Annotated in this window: 13 protein-coding genes; 5 read left to right on the forward strand and 8 right to left on the reverse strand. The window is 68.8% G+C overall.

Going from position 1 to position 13,840, the window contains the following annotated elements:
- Positions 1 to 39: 39 nt before the first annotated feature.
- Entirely contained in the window at positions 40 to 963 is a 924-nt protein-coding gene (locus FFI87_RS03375) for a carbon-nitrogen hydrolase family protein (RefSeq protein WP_138848230.1), read from the forward strand.
- 85 nt (positions 964 to 1,048) lie between these two features.
- Here FFI87_RS03375 and FFI87_RS03380 read toward each other — a convergent pair whose 3' ends face one another.
- The 8 genes from FFI87_RS03380 to FFI87_RS03415 form a co-directional block, all read right to left on the reverse strand.
- A complete protein-coding gene (locus FFI87_RS03380; protein ID WP_006751907.1) occupies positions 1,049 to 1,735 on the reverse strand; it encodes a helix-turn-helix transcriptional regulator in 687 nt (228 codons plus the stop codon).
- Positions 1,736 to 1,808: 73 nt separating this feature from the next.
- Complete coding sequence (locus FFI87_RS03385; RefSeq protein WP_012363116.1) at positions 1,809 to 2,219, reverse strand: VOC family protein; 411 nt, start codon at positions 2,217 to 2,219, stop codon at positions 1,809 to 1,811.
- 293 nt (positions 2,220 to 2,512) lie between these two features.
- Positions 2,513 to 3,811, reverse strand: coding sequence for a class I SAM-dependent RNA methyltransferase (locus tag FFI87_RS03390; RefSeq protein WP_138848229.1), 1,299 nt, complete (start codon positions 3,809 to 3,811; stop codon positions 2,513 to 2,515).
- Positions 3,812 to 3,974: 163 nt separating this feature from the next.
- Positions 3,975 to 6,098 carry a site-specific recombinase gene (locus tag FFI87_RS03395; RefSeq protein ID WP_138848228.1) on the reverse strand — a complete coding sequence of 708 codons (2,124 nt, stop codon included), beginning with the start codon at positions 6,096 to 6,098 and terminating at the stop codon, positions 3,975 to 3,977.
- Positions 6,099 to 6,598: 500 nt separating this feature from the next.
- Entirely contained in the window at positions 6,599 to 7,327 is a 729-nt protein-coding gene (locus tag FFI87_RS03400) for a membrane integrity-associated transporter subunit PqiC (protein ID WP_138848227.1), read from the reverse strand.
- Positions 7,324 to 8,943, reverse strand: coding sequence for an intermembrane transport protein PqiB (locus FFI87_RS03405; protein WP_138848226.1), 1,620 nt, complete (start codon positions 8,941 to 8,943; stop codon positions 7,324 to 7,326). Before FFI87_RS03405 ends, FFI87_RS03400 begins: the two co-directional genes overlap by 4 nt.
- Positions 8,936 to 9,565, reverse strand: a complete 630-nt coding sequence (locus FFI87_RS03410) for a paraquat-inducible protein A (RefSeq protein ID WP_012363120.1) — start codon at positions 9,563 to 9,565, stop codon at positions 8,936 to 8,938. Before FFI87_RS03410 ends, FFI87_RS03405 begins: the two co-directional genes overlap by 8 nt.
- Positions 9,562 to 10,224 carry a paraquat-inducible protein A gene (locus tag FFI87_RS03415; protein ID WP_012363121.1) on the reverse strand — a complete coding sequence of 221 codons (663 nt, stop codon included), beginning with the start codon at positions 10,222 to 10,224 and terminating at the stop codon, positions 9,562 to 9,564. Before FFI87_RS03415 ends, FFI87_RS03410 begins: the two co-directional genes overlap by 4 nt.
- 258 nt (positions 10,225 to 10,482) lie before the next feature.
- On the opposite strand from FFI87_RS03415, the gene FFI87_RS03420 reads away from it, so the two are divergent.
- From FFI87_RS03420 to FFI87_RS03435, 4 genes are all read left to right on the forward strand, one after another.
- On the forward strand, positions 10,483 to 11,043 hold the full coding sequence (locus FFI87_RS03420) for a cytochrome b (RefSeq protein ID WP_138848225.1): 561 nt from the start codon (positions 10,483 to 10,485) through the stop codon (positions 11,041 to 11,043).
- Between the two features lie 8 nt (positions 11,044 to 11,051).
- Positions 11,052 to 11,612: a YceI family protein gene (locus tag FFI87_RS03425; RefSeq protein ID WP_138848224.1), complete on the forward strand. Its 561-nt coding sequence runs from the start codon at positions 11,052 to 11,054 to the stop codon at positions 11,610 to 11,612.
- 65 nt (positions 11,613 to 11,677) lie between these two features.
- Positions 11,678 to 12,259, forward strand: coding sequence for a YceI family protein (locus FFI87_RS03430; protein ID WP_012363124.1), 582 nt, complete (start codon positions 11,678 to 11,680; stop codon positions 12,257 to 12,259).
- Positions 12,260 to 12,412: 153 nt separating this feature from the next.
- Positions 12,413 to 13,690, forward strand: a complete 1,278-nt coding sequence (locus FFI87_RS03435) for an MFS transporter (RefSeq protein WP_138848223.1) — start codon at positions 12,413 to 12,415, stop codon at positions 13,688 to 13,690.
- The last annotated feature ends 150 nt before the right edge of the window (positions 13,691 to 13,840 follow it).

The raw sequence follows: 13,840 nt of genomic DNA on the forward strand, positions 1-13,840 counted from the left end.
ATAAAGATGGCGTCACATCACTCACCCGGAGACGCCTTCATGTCCACCTCAGTCATCGCCGCGCTGCAGATCGGCGCATCGCCCGCCGGCACGCGCGCCACGCTCGACACGATCCTCGGCTACGAAACCGCGATCCGCGACAGCGGCGCGTCGCTCGTCGTGCTGCCCGAAGCCGTGCTCGGCGGCTATCCGAAAGGCGAGAGCTTCGGCACGCGGCTCGGCTACCGGTTGCCCGAAGGCCGCGACGCGTATGCGCGCTACGCCGCGCAGGCGATCGACGTGCCGGGCCCCGAAACCGACGAACTGGCCGCGCTGTCGCAGCGCACGGGGGCGAGCCTCGTGGTCGGCGTGATCGAGCGCGGCGGCAGCACGCTGTACTGCACGGCGCTGTTCTTCGACCCGCGCGACGGGCTCGTCGCGAAGCACCGCAAGCTGATGCCGACCGGCACCGAGCGGCTGATCTGGGGGCAGGGCGACGGCTCGACGCTTCCGGTGGTCGACACGGCCGCGGGCCGCGCGGGGGCCGCGATCTGCTGGGAGAACCACATGCCGCTGCTGCGCTGCGCGATGTATGCGAAAGGCGTGCAGATCTGGTGCGCGCCGACCGTCGACGAGCGCGACCTTTGGCAAAGCTCGATGCGGCACATCGCGCACGAGGGGCGCTGCTTTGTCGTGAGCGCGTGCCAGGTGCAGCCGTCGCCGCGCTCGCTCGGCATCGACGTGCCGGGCTGGGATCCCGAGCGGCCGCTGATCCGCGGCGGCAGCGTGATCGTCGGGCCGCTCGGCGACCTGCTGACGGAGCCGCTGATCGGCGAGGCCGGCCTCGTGACCGCGCGCATCGATACCGGCGAACTCGTGCGTGCGCGTTACGACTTCGACGTGGTCGGGCACTATGCGCGCGCCGACGTGTTTTCGCTGCACGTCGACGAGCGGCCGAAGCGGCCGGTGGTGTTCGAGGGCTGACGGGCGTTGCCGGGGCGCCGACGCCCCGGCGCTCGAATGGCGCGGAGCCGGCGGGGCGGCATCCGGCTTGCCGCTGCCGCGCGCGTCAGCGCATCGGCGCTTCCGCGATCCGCATGTAGTCGGCGATCCGCCGGCCTTCCATGTCCGGAAACTGCTCGTGCACGGTGATGTCGCCCATCCGCGCGATGTCGAAGGTGCGGAAGTCGCCGCGCAATTCGCACCACGCGCCGATCGTCCAGCGTCCGCCCCAGTAGACGAGCCCGAGCGGCCACACGCGGCGGCGCGTGTGCGCGCCGAGCCGGTCGCGGTAGTCGAAGCTGACGATGTGGTGCGTGTCGACCGCCTGATGGATCGCGTCGACCTTCGCGCAGAACGTCTCGTCGATGTGGAACGACGGCGCGAACACCGGCAGGCGGTCGAGCGCCGTGCGCTTGTCGGCCGGCATCGCCGAGGCGATCTTCGCGAGCGCGGAGCGTGCGCCACCCGCGAAGCGGGCGCCGCCCCAGGTCTCGAGCATCCGCGCGCCGACCGCGAGCGCCGCGAGCTCCTCGGCTGTGAACGTGAGCGGCGGCAGGCTCGCGTTGCGGTTCAGCCGGTAGCCGATGCCGGCTTCGCCTTCGATCGGCACCCCTGACAGTTGCAGGTCGCGCACGTCGCGATAGACCGTGCGCGGCGACACCGACAGCCAGTCGGCGAGCTGTTGCGCGGTCGTGAGACGTCGCCCGCGCAACAGCTCGGCGATCTGGAACAGGCGGTCGGCACGGCGCGTCATGGCTGCACCTCGACTCCAACGGCGACGGGAACTTCGCGATGATAGCGCCGCGCCGGCAGGATCGTGGACGCGCTCAGTGGCATTTCGGTGCGTGCAGGCCGACGCGGTTGCCTTCGGTATCGATCAGGTAGCCGATGTAGCCGTAGTTGTTCGGCAGCTCGACGACCGAGCCCTGCACGACGCCGCCCGCGCGCTTCGCGCGTTCGAGCGCCGCGACGACCGACTCGCCGGCGTTCAGATACACGAGCACGCCGTTCGCGCTCGGCTTCATCTGCTGCGGATCGAACACGATACTGCCGCCCGTGCTCGACGCTTCGTGATCGAACATGGCCATCGGCACGCCGCCGATGACTTCGCGTTGCAGCGTCGTTTGCAGCACGGTTTCGTAGAAACGGATCGCCCGGTCGAAATCGAGGGACGGGATGTCGAACCACGCGATCGCGCGTTCGAGGGTGGCGGTTGAGGTTGCAGTTGCGGACGTCATGACGAGTTCCTTGTGTTGTTCGGGTTGTTGATGGAAACCAGCCTTGCATTGCGCCGGGACTGCAGTGTGATGGGGGGCTGCTGACAGCGTGCTGTCAGTAGTCGTGGCGGTGCTGACGAAAGGTGGCTTCGACAGCTTCGGCGGTGTCCCGGCGGGGGGGCCGGATGGGACGGGCAGATCGAAGCGCGGCCTGCGCGGCACCGCATGCCTCCGCGCCCCACAACGAAAAACGCCCGGCGGATGCCGGGCGTCGTCAGGGTGTCAGCAGGCGGCCGCGGCGGCCGCTTCGCGTGTCAGGCGTCGCCTTCCGGCGCGGCAGGGCGTGCCTTCACGCTGCCGGCGATCAGGTCGAAGCGGAACAGCCGGCATTCGAGCGCGCCGTTGAACAGCGGCGTCTTCGCCGATTCGCGCAGCCGCAGCAGGCCCGGCAGCGACCGGTCCGACGTCAGCAGGAACGCCTGCCAGCCCGTGAAGCGCTGCTTGAGCGCATCGCCGAGCGCGTTGAAGAACTCGCTGTCCGGCGCGTCGGTGTGGGTGCGGCGGAATGCGTCGTCGTTGTCGCGGTTGCGGCCCGTCTCGCGTACCTCACCGCGCGCGCTGCGGCCGCGCACCTCGATCCGCTCGCCGTACGGCGGGTTCGCGAGGATGATGCCCGGGCCGTCGCACGGCGGCGTCATGCCGCGCGCGTCGACCTGCTTGAGCCACACCGACGACACGCCCGCGCGCTCGAGGTTCGCGCGCGCCTTCTCGAGCATGTCGCCGGAGATGTCGCTGCCGTACACGCCGAGCGCCTCGCGCTTGCCGCGCGCCGCGCGCTTCGCGTCGAGCGCCGGGACCTTCAGGCCCTGCCATGCGGTGATGTCGTACTGCTTGAGCTTTTCGAAGCCGAAACGGCGCTCGACGCCCGGCGCGACGCCGAGCGCGATCTGCGCGGCTTCCGCGAGGAACGTGCCGCTGCCGCACATCGGGTCGTACAGCGGGGTGCCGGGCGTCCAGCCCGTCAGGCGCAGGATGCCGGCCGCGAGGTTCTCGCGCAGCGGCGCCGCGCCCTTGTCGAGACGCCAGCCGCGCTTGAACAGCGGCTCGCCCGACGTATCGAGGTACAGCGTGCACTCGGTGGCCGTCAGGAACGCGAACACGCGCACGTCCGGCGCGCCGGTGTCGATGCTCGGCCGCGAGCCGGTCTTCTCGCGCATCCGGTCGCAGATCGCGTCCTTCACGCGCAGCGTCGCGAATTCGAGGCTCTTCAGCGGCGACTTGATCGCGGTGATGTCGACGCGCAGCGTCTGCGTCGACGCGAACCAGCGTTCCCACGGCTGCTCGAGCGCGAGCGCGTAGACGTCCTGTTCGGTGCGGTACGGGCGGTGCGCGATCTTCAGCAGGATCCGGCTCGCAATTCGCGAATGGAGGTTCGCGGCCATGCCGGCGGCCCAGCCGCCGCGGAAATGAACGCCGCCCGGGACCTGCGCGCCCGCGGTGAACGGCGCGCCGTCCAGATGGCGGCCGGCGATTTCGGCCAGCTCGGCGGCAAGCACCGCTTCGAGGCCGCGCGGGCAGGGAGCGAAGAATTCGTACAGGGTGGGCGAGGACATAAGGCGGGTGAGGGCGTGCAAAAGTCCACCATTGTACGCGGCGCGGGCGGCCGCGGCCGGTGTTGCGTCCGATTCGGGACGCCTGCGCGCGTGCGGCGGCCGCGCCCGCGGGCCGGGCAGCCTGCGCGGCGGCGCCCTGGCGGGCGCCGCGCTACCGTCGCGGTCAGTGCGAGTCCGGCTGGCCCGCTCGCGCGGCCGGGGCGCCGGCCGGCCAGAACAGTGCGGACGGTTTCGACAGCACCGTGCGCACGATCGCGCCGACCAGCGCGCGCACCTTGGCGCGGCGCAGGCTGCGCGAGCGCACGGCCATCGTGAACGCGAGCGCGAAGCTCACGAGCACGTTGAGGATCGCCATGCTCAGCACGCCGGCGCAGGCCCACCACAATTCCGGCGTACTCAGTGCGTCCTTGCCGAGCACGCCGAGCGCGATCCCGATCGAGCCGGCCGACAGCGTCACGTGCCGCACCTCGAACGGGAACAGGAACACGGTGACGATCGCCGGCACCAGGCCGAGCATCAGGCCGAGGCCGACGTTCGCGACCACGCCCGCGACGTTTGACCGGCAGAAATGCGCGAGCTTCGCGGCGCCCGCAGCGCCGAGCGTGAGCCGCAGCCGGCGGTTGTATGTGAGCGCGTCGCCGACCCGGTGCAGCACGAACCAGTTGTCGGCCCAGCCCGCGAGCAGGCTCGACGACCACAGCAGCACGCCCGTGAGCGCGGCATAGAACGGCGTCGGGCCGAGCAGCGAGAACGAATGCAGCGTGGCGTGCGCCTTTTCCGGCGAGATCAGGTTGCCGTGCAGCAGGTGGCCCGCGAACAGCTGCACGAGCAGGCACAGGGGCAGCACGACGAGCACGTTGCCGGAGATCGCCGCCGCCTGCGTGCGGATCAGCGCGATCACCGATGCGACGAACGCCTTCACGCCTTCGTCGTGACCGGTTTCGTCGAGCTCGCGCGCGAGCGTCGGCGCGGTCATCGCGGGTTGCTTGGTCGCGAGCGTGAAGTGCAGGAAGTGCATCAGCATGAAGCTCGCCGCGTAGTTGATGCCCGCGAGCAGCCCTTCGAGCATCGACTGGAGATGCGCGCCGGTGATCGCGAACTTCACGCACACGGTCGCGACGGTGACGAGGCCGCCGCCCGCGGCCATCCGCAGCATCTTCAGGTATTCGGCGCGGCCGCGCGAGATGTAGTGCTCGCCGGTGTCCGCGTTGGTCTCGACCAGCTTGCGCGCGAACAGCGAGAAGTTGCTGCGCACGAGGTGCGACACGCTCTGGCTGTTCTGGTTGGCGTCGACGAGCTCGGCCGTCAGGCGCGTCATCCCGCGCAGGTCGTCGCGCGCCATCCACGCGTTGAGCAGCGTTTCGGCGCGCAGGATGCGCATGCGCATCCGCTCGACCTGGAACACGATGTCGACCGACACGCCGTTGCGGTACAGGTGCGAGAACACGTCGTCGACCGCGGTCCGGCATTCGTCTAGCAGCACGCGCAGGTAGTTCACTTCGTGCAGCAGCTTGCTCGGATCGCCGCCCTCCTCGACGGCCGCGTGCGCCGTCTCGACCGCGAGCATCGCGCGCGTGAGCCGGTAGAACGGCTGCGTTTCGAGCGGCTTGCGCGCGTCGTCGTCGGACAGGCGGCTGCGCACCGTCTGCGACAGGCCGGTCGAGCTGATCTGGCAGGTCAGGTTGTGCAGCGCGGCCAGCAGGTCGCGCGAGAACGAGCCGGGCTCGTGGCGTTCTTCGTCGGTGACGTCGTACGAATTCAGGTCGGCGAGGCGGGCGAGCAGGTCGTCGGGCAGCGCGTCGATCCATTGCGCGTCTTCCGGCGCCGGGAACATCAGCGTGAACAGCGCGCTCAGCTCGCGGCGGTTCGGCGCGGGCGGGATTAGCGACGAGTCGATCCGCTCGAACAGCGCGCCGAAGAAGCCGGAATGCACCGGCATCCCCGCGTCGCACAGCAGCGAGATGCCGTCGCATTCGCGCAGGATCCCGCGCAGGATGCGCGCCGCGTGCGATTTCCACACGGGATTGCGGTCGAGCACGTGGAACAGGTAGCGCAGCCGCGCGTGTGCCGGATACGTGCGCGTGTCGGCGTCGTGCGCGGCCGTCGCGTCCGGCGCGGGCTGCACCGCGCCGTTGCGGCGCAGCCAGTGCGCGAGCTCGATCAGCCATTCGCTGCGCTCGGCGTACGACGCGTCCGCGTCGGCATGCGCGAGCAGCGCGTCGAGCTGGTGGCCCGTACTGCGCGACGCGCGCCACTTCTTGATCAGGGTCGTCAGGGAACGAAACATAAACGGAATAGCGAAAGCCCTGGACGGGCGGGTTCGGGGTGCCGGCCGGGAACACGGCACGGCGCCGGGGGAACGGTAAGGCTGGTCAGGTGGCCGGAAATACGCGGCGACCCGCGATGCGGCTGCCTCGATGCGGTGCACGCGGTTCGCGCGCGGGCGCCCGGGAGACGCGGCGACCGGACCGGACAGGGGCGGATCGCCGCCGGCTGGCGCGCACGACAGGCGGCGCGAGCCGGAAAGTGCGTAGGATCGTCAATCGGGCGCGAAAACGCAAGCCGACCGTATGGCATGGCGCCGGTTCCGGCGGATTTTGACAAACAGTGCAAAGCGGCCGTCCGGCCGATGGGTGGCGCGCGGGGGCGGCTGCCTCGGCGATGGCGGCGGGGGCACGTGCGCGGCGGCGCGCACGCGGATTGCCGCCGATGAGCGCTATCGGGCGGCGCGTGCCGGATGCGGCGGCAGGTGCGAATACACCGGACGCCGGCCCGCGCGCCGCACGCTTACGCGCCGGACTTGCCGGTCGCGCCCGCGTCGCCGCCTGACGTCGGATTGGCCGGGCAGGGCAGCACGGGCGCGGTGGCCGTTGCCTTGGCCGACGCGGTCCGCGTCGCCGTCGCCGTCGCATCGCGCTGCGCTACCATCGCACGCACGCCGGCCGCTGCCTGCGACGCAATCACGTCGAGCGCGCGCCGGTGGCCGGCGACGAGCGCGTCGTAGCCATCGCCGACCGGTTCCGCGACGCTCGTGCGGCACGTCATCACCGCCTGCGTGCCGAGCGCGCGCACGCTCCACACCACATCGATCGCCGCCCGCTTGCCGGGCCACGAATCGAAGCGCTGCAGGTTCACGCTGATCCGATAGACGGGCACGCCGACCGGGTACGCGGAATTCGCGACGTCGATCGTGTCGAGCTGCGCGGCGAGATCGTCGGACAGCGCGCGGCGGATCTCGTCGGCGGGCGGCGCGGCCCAGCGCTCCTGTTCGAGCACGTCGACCTGCGCGCCATTCTTCTGCACGACGAGCTGGTTCTTCGCGACCTGCTCGGGCACGCCGACGGACGGCACCTCGATCAGGAACGGCGGGTTGGCCGGCGCGGTGCGCACGGCGGCCGTGGCGCCGGCCGGGCTCAGCGTGTAGAACCGCGCGGGCGGCGAGCTGCACGCGGCGAGCGCGAGCACGGCGACAGCCGCCGCCGCGCCGCTCGCGAAACCGTTCACGCGTGTCGTCATTGTTGATCTCCTGGCTTGCCCTTGAGCAGCGATTCGGGGTGGCGCTCCAGATAGTCGGCGAGCGCGTTCAGGGATTGCAGCGTGCGCGTGAGCTCCTTCAGCGCGCCGCGCACGTCGGACTGCAGCGGCGAATCCTGCTGCAGCGTGGCCTGGGCGGTCGAGAAGGTCTGCTGCGCGGCCGACAGCGTATCGCGCGCTTGCGGCGCGATCTGCGTGTCGAGCTGCTTGAACAGCTTGTCGGCGTTCGACAGCGCGCTGTTCAGGTTCGCGCCGATCTGGTCGAACGGCACCTTGTCGAGCTTCTTCGCGATGTCGGCGACCTGCAGCTGCAGCTCGTCGAGCGTGTTCGGCACCGTCGGCAGCTCGAGCGGCTGGCGAGTGGTGTCGATCTTCGCGGGCGGCGCCTTCGGGAAGAAGTCGAGCGCGACGTACAGCTGGCTCGTCAGCAGGTTGCCGGTGCGCAGCTGGCCGCGCAGCCCGTGCTTGACGAGGCGCTCGACGATGTCGCGGCGGGCCGGTTCGCCCTGGCTCTCGATCGTTTCGCGGAACCGCCGGCCGAGCCGCTCCGGATATACGTTCATCGTGACCGGCATCAGGAAGTTCTTGGTCTTCGGATCGTAGTCGATGCCGATGTTCGTCACTTCGCCGAGCACGATGCCGCGGAAGTCGACCGGCGCGCCCACGCCGAGCCCGCGCAGCGACTGGTTGAAGTTCATCACGACCTGCAGCGGCTGGCCGTCCGGATCGCGCATCGCGTCGGTCTCGTCGGAGCCGAGGCGGAAGGTCGTGTTGTTCGGTGCGGTCGCGCCCGTGCCCTGGTTCGGCGGCGTCTGGAACGCGATGCCGCCGAGGATCACCGTCGCGAGCGACTGAGTGTTGAGCTTCAGGCCGCTCGAATCGAGCCGCAGGTCGACGCCGCTCGCCTGCCACCAGCGCGAGTTCACGCCGACGTACTGGTCGTACGGTGCATTGACGAACACGTTGAAGGTGACGCCCGTGCCGTCCTTGTCGAGGGAAAAGCCGACCACCTGTCCGACCTGCACGCGGCGGTAGTAGACGGGCGAGCCGATGTCGACGGAGCCGAGCGAATCGCCGCGCAGCACGTACTGCGTGCCCTTCTGGTCGCCGGTCACGGCCGGCGGGGATTCGAGCCCGGTGAAGTCGGTCTGCGTGTCCTGCCCGTGGCCGCCGTCGACGCCGATGTACGCGCCCGACAGCAGGGTGCCGAGCCCCGACACGCCGGTCGCGCCGACGCGCGGACGCACGATCCAGAAGCGCGAGCCCTTGACCGCGAAGTCCTCGGCTTCCTTCTTCAATTGCACCTGGACGAGCACGCGCGACAGGTCTTTCGACAGCTTGATCGTCTTGACCATGCCGATCTCGACGTCCTTGTACTTGACCTGCGTCTTGCCCGGCTCGAGGCCTTCCGCGCTGTGGAAGCTGATCGAGATTTCCGGGCCGCGTTCGCGCACGGACTTGACGACGAGGCCGATGCCGATCAGCGCGGCGATCAGGGGCACGAGCCAGACGAGCGACGGCAGCCAGCCGCTTTTCGTCGAGATCGACGGGTCGGGCGGCCGGGACGCGTCGTGCTGCGGGCCTTGCGGACTATTCATGGTGTTTCCCTGAGGTTTCGACTGGATCCCAGATCAGGCGGGGATCGAACTGCATCGACGCGAGCATCGTCAGGATCACGACCGAGCCGAACGCGAGTGCGCCGGGGCCGGCCGTGATGACGGCGAGCGAACGGAAATGGACGAGCGCGACGGTCAGCGTCACGACGAAGATGTCGAGCATCGACCAGCGGCCGATCCGCTCGACGATGCGGTACAGCAGCGTGCGCTGCAGCGGCCGCCACGTGGTGCGGCGCTGCGAACTGATCACGAGGATCAGCAGCACGCCGAGCTTGAGCATCGGCACGAGAATGCTGGCGACGAACACGACGACGGCGAGCGGCCAGTCGCCCGACGTCCAGAAATAGATGACGCCGCTCATGATCGTGTCCTCCTGCGAGCCGACGATCGACGACGTGCGCATGATCGGCAGCAGGTTCGCCGGGATATAGAGGATCGCGGCGGCGAGCAGCAGCGCCCAGGTGCGCATGATGCTGTCCGGCGTACGGAAATGGAGCCTGCTGCCGCAGCGCGCGCAACGCGCATGCGGATGATCGATCGTCTGCACGAGCCCGCATGCGTGACAGCTGGCGTAGCCCTCGCGGGCCGCGTTCGGCGTCGTCATCGGCGGGGGTCTTGCGGCGGCGCGGCGCCGTCGGGCTGCCCGGGCGCGCGGCCGGCGCGCAGGTCGTCGGCGATGTCCCACAGCGTGCGCGGATCGAACATCAGCACGACGGCCGTCATCAGCGTGAGCGCGCCGAACGCGAACAGCGCGGCGTCGGGCACGACGCGCGCGAGGCTCACCATCTTCACGATCGTCACGACGATGCCGAGCATGAGTACCTCGATCATCCCCCACGGCCGCACGAGCTGGATCGTGCGCAGCACCAGGTTGAGGCCCGGCGGCACGACGCCGCGGCGGATCGGCAGCAGCACGTAAAGCAGCGCGGCCATCTCGACGAGCGGGAACAGCACGGTCGAGCAGAACACCATGACGCCGACGACTTCCATGCCCTGGTGCCACAGCGACTCGATCGCGCCGAGCAAGGTCGTCTGCACGCGCGTACCGTTCAGGTCCATCTCGAGGATCGGGAAGGTCTGCGCGATGACGAACGTGACCAGTGCCGCGACCGCGAGCGCGCTGATGCGCTCGATCTGCGTGGTGCTGTTGCGGTAGAGCAGCGCGTCGCAGCGCGGGCAGCGCGCGATTTCGCGACCGCTCAGGCGCGGTTTATGCAACAGTGCGTCGCATTCGTGGCAGGCAATCAGGTCGTATCGTTGCATGGAGGAGGCGGTTGCGTGACGGCGGAAACGTGTGCCGACGGGGCCGGAAGCCGCGCCAATCTTACCAAAACGGCCTTTTCGGCGCGTCAACGTTCCGTTATCGGGTGACCGATCGGTAACATGTCATCAACATGGCGGCCGGCTGGCGCGCCTGTCCTCAGAGTCCGCGCAGCACAAAAGGTTGCGGTAGCATGGCGGCCGTGGCAAGCGTCGGACGAATTTACCGGCGCGGCCGTTCGCTCAACTGAGGAAACCAAGATGGCATCGAAATCGCTGCCGGCCCGGCCGGCACGTTACACGCAGACCGCGATCGCGCTGCACTGGCTGATCGCGCTGCTGATCGTCTGCGGCTTCGCGCTCGGCTGGGTGATGACGGACATCCCCGGTTTCACGCCGACCAAGCTGAAGTATTTCTCGTGGCACAAGTGGATCGGCGTGACGGCGTTCGCGCTGGCCGTCGTGCGCGTGCTGTGGCGCGCGACTCATGCGTCGCCGGCGCTGCCGGGCAATACGCCGGCGTGGCAGCGGGCGGCTTCGCACGGCGTGCACATCCTGCTGTACGTGCTGATGCTGGTGATCCCGGTGACCGGCTACCTGTACAGCTCGGCGTCGAACATTCCCGTCGTCTACCTCGGCATCGTGCCGTTGCCGCGCCTGATCGATCCCGATCCGGTGTTGAAGGAAACGTTCAAGACGCTTCACGTGTCTTTGAATTACATTCTGCTTGCGCTCGTTTCGCTGCACGTGCTCGCGGCGCTCAAGCACCAGGTGTTGGACCGCGACGGCCTGCTGTCGCGAATGCTTCCCTTTGCCAAATGAAGGATCCCATGAAAGTGTCTTTCTCCCGCTCCATGCTGACCGCGTTCGCCGCGGCGGCACTTGTCGCGTCGGGCGCGGCGCACGCCGACGTCGATCTCGCGAAGAGCAAGGTGTCCGCGGTGTCCAAGCAGATGAACGTGCCGACCGAAGGCGCATTCAAGAAGTTCTCCGCGCAGGTGAAGTTCGACCCGGCGAAGGCCGCGCAGGGCAGCGCGCAGATGACGATCGACATCGCGAGCTTCGACCTCGGCGACAAAATGTACAACGACCAGGTCGCCGGCAAGGACTGGTTCGACGCGAAGACGTATCCGCAGGCGACCTTCGCGTCGTCGGCGATCGCGCCGGCGGGCGGCAACAAGTACAACGTGACCGGCAAGCTGACGATCAAGGGCAAGTCCGAGACCGTTACGGTGCCCGTCACGGTCGCGCAGAGCGGCGCGACGCAGACCTTCGACGGCGTGCTGCCGATCAAGCGTTCGGCGTTCAACGTCGGCACCGGCGAGTGGAAGGACACGTCGATCGTCGCCGACGAAGTGCAGATCAAGTTCCATCTCGTCGCCACGAAGTAAGCGGCGCGCTGTTGCATTACCCGAATGCCGCGCGAGGGCGCGGCGCTGTTCACAGGAGAATGAGTTTGAAAAAGCATCTGATCATCGCCGCCGGCGCACTGGCCGCTTCGCTGTCGTTCTCGGCATTCGCCGACACCGCGACGTACCAGTTCGACCCGAGCCACACGTACCCGAGCTTCGAGGCCGACCACTTCGGCGGCCTGTCGGTCTGGCGCGGCAAGTTCGACAAGTCGAGCGGCACCGTGACGCTCGATCGCGCGGCGAAGACCGGTACGGTCGACGTGACGACCGACATCGCGTCGATCCACACGGGCAGCACGAAGCTCGACGAGCATCTGCAGACGGGCGAATTCTTCGACGCCGCCAAGTTCCCGCAGGCGAACTACAAAGGCACGATCAAGTTCGACGGCGACAAGCCCGTGTCGGTGGTCGGCAACCTGACGCTGCATGGCGTCACGAAGCCGGTCACGCTGAAGATCGACTCGTTCAAGTGCATGCCGCACCCGATGCTCAAGCGTGAAGTGTGCGGCGTCGACGCGGTCGGCGAATTCAGCCGCGACGATTTCGGCCTCGACTACGGCAAGCAATACGGCTTCAAGATGAAGACGAAGCTGCTGATCACGGCAGAAGCCGTCAAGCAGCAGTAACGCGCCCGGCGGCACCAGCCGCCGCGTGCCCGCCGCCGCGCCCCGCGTTTCCGGGGTCGCGGCGGTTTTTTTTGCGCGCCTATAATCGTCGGCACAGCTCGCGGCGCGGGAACGGCGCGTCGGACAGAACGTACAACGACAAGGAGATCGCCGATGCACGCCGTCACGCAGTCCAGCTCCATTGCCTCGTCGCAGCGCGTGTGGCGCGCGGTGGTCGCCGCGTCGATCGGCAACGCGCTCGAGTGGTTCGACCTCGTCGTCTACGGCTTCTTCGCGGTCACGATCTCGAAGCTGTTCTTTCCGGCCGGCAACGACACGGTGTCGCTGCTGCTCACGCTCGGCACGTTCGGCGTGTCGTTCTTCATGCGTCCGCTCGGCGCGATCGTGCTCGGCGCGTATGCCGACCGCGCGGGCCGCAAGGCCGCCCTCACGCTGTCGATCCTGTTGATGATGGCCGGCACGCTCGTCATCGCGGTGCTACCGACCTACGGGACGATCGGCGTCGCGGCGCCGCTGATCCTCGTCGCCGCACGGCTGATGCAGGGTTTCTCGGCGGGCGGCGAATTCGGCAGCGCGACCGCGTTCCTGGCCGAGCACGTGCCGGGCCGGCGCGGCTTCTTCGCGAGCTGGCAGGTCGCGAGCCAGGGCCTCACGACACTGCTTGCCGCCGGTTTCGGCACCGTGCTGAACGCGCAGCTCACGGCCGACCAGATGGCCACGTGGGGGTGGCGCATTCCGTTCTTCTTCGGGTTGCTGCTCGGGCCCGTCGCGTACTACATCCGCTCGAAGGTCGACGAGACGCCCGAATTCCTCGCGGCCGAAAGCACCGCGACCCCGCTGCGCGACACGTTCGCGTCGCACAAGGCGCGGCTCGTCGCCGCGATGGGCGTGGTCGTGCTCGGCACCGTCGCGACCTATCTCGTGCTGTTCATGCCGACCTACGGCGTGAAGCAGCTCGGCCTCGCGCCGTCGGCCGCGTTCGCGGCGATCCTCGTCGTCGGGGTGATCCAGATGGCGTTCGCGCCGCTCGTCGGCCACTGGTCGGATCGCTACGGCCGCGTGCGCGTGATGATCGCGCCGGCGCTCGGCATTCTCGTGCTGATCTATCCGGCGTTCGCGTACCTGGTCGCGCACCCGGGCTTCGGCACGCTGATCGCGCTGCAGGTGCTGCTCGCGTTCCTGATGACCGGCTATTTCGCGGCGCTGCCGGGCCTGTTGTCGGAAGTGTTTCCGGTGCAGACGCGCACGACCGGAATGTCGCTCGCGTATAACGTCGCGGTGACGATCTTCGGCGGCTTCGGGCCGTTCATCATCGCGTGGCTGATCCGCGCGACCGGGATGAAGACCGCGCCGAGCTTCTACCTGATGTTCGCGGCCGTGCTGAGCCTCGCGGCGCTGTTCGTGCTGCGGCGGCGGTTCGGATTTCGGTGAGGGGGCGGTGACGCGGGCGGAGGGTCGATCGCCGCGTGCGGGCGCGGCGGTTCCCGTGGTGGTAAGCATGCCGTCATGTAGCTGCTCGCTCGTGGTTCGGGATATATCAGCGATTGCCTCCGGCTCTATATGAGCTTCACCAAATTCAGT

The sequence above is a fragment of the Burkholderia sp. KBS0801 genome (assembly GCF_005937855.2).
Classification (GTDB): Bacteria; Pseudomonadota; Gammaproteobacteria; order Burkholderiales; family Burkholderiaceae; genus Burkholderia; species Burkholderia ambifaria.

Coding starts and splice junctions, on each gene's coding strand:
- FFI87_RS03400 (WP_138848227.1), bottom strand. CDS start 7,327: ATGACGACACGCGTGAACGGTTTCGCGAGCGGCGCGGCGGCGGCTGTC.
- FFI87_RS03405 (WP_138848226.1), bottom strand. CDS start 8,943: ATGAATAGTCCGCAAGGCCCGCAGCACGACGCGTCCCGGCCGCCCGAC.
- FFI87_RS03380 (WP_006751907.1), bottom strand. CDS start 1,735: ATGACGCGCCGTGCCGACCGCCTGTTCCAGATCGCCGAGCTGTTGCGC.
- FFI87_RS03415 (WP_012363121.1), bottom strand. CDS start 10,224: ATGCAACGATACGACCTGATTGCCTGCCACGAATGCGACGCACTGTTG.
- FFI87_RS03390 (WP_138848229.1), bottom strand. CDS start 3,811: ATGTCCTCGCCCACCCTGTACGAATTCTTCGCTCCCTGCCCGCGCGGC.
- FFI87_RS03425 (WP_138848224.1), top strand. CDS start 11,052: ATGAAAGTGTCTTTCTCCCGCTCCATGCTGACCGCGTTCGCCGCGGCG.
- FFI87_RS03420 (WP_138848225.1), top strand. CDS start 10,483: ATGGCATCGAAATCGCTGCCGGCCCGGCCGGCACGTTACACGCAGACC.
- FFI87_RS03385 (WP_012363116.1), bottom strand. CDS start 2,219: ATGACGTCCGCAACTGCAACCTCAACCGCCACCCTCGAACGCGCGATC.
- FFI87_RS03395 (WP_138848228.1), bottom strand. CDS start 6,098: ATGTTTCGTTCCCTGACGACCCTGATCAAGAAGTGGCGCGCGTCGCGC.
- FFI87_RS03375 (WP_138848230.1), top strand. CDS start 40: ATGTCCACCTCAGTCATCGCCGCGCTGCAGATCGGCGCATCGCCCGCC.
- FFI87_RS03435 (WP_138848223.1), top strand. CDS start 12,413: ATGCACGCCGTCACGCAGTCCAGCTCCATTGCCTCGTCGCAGCGCGTG.
- FFI87_RS03410 (WP_012363120.1), bottom strand. CDS start 9,565: ATGACGACGCCGAACGCGGCCCGCGAGGGCTACGCCAGCTGTCACGCA.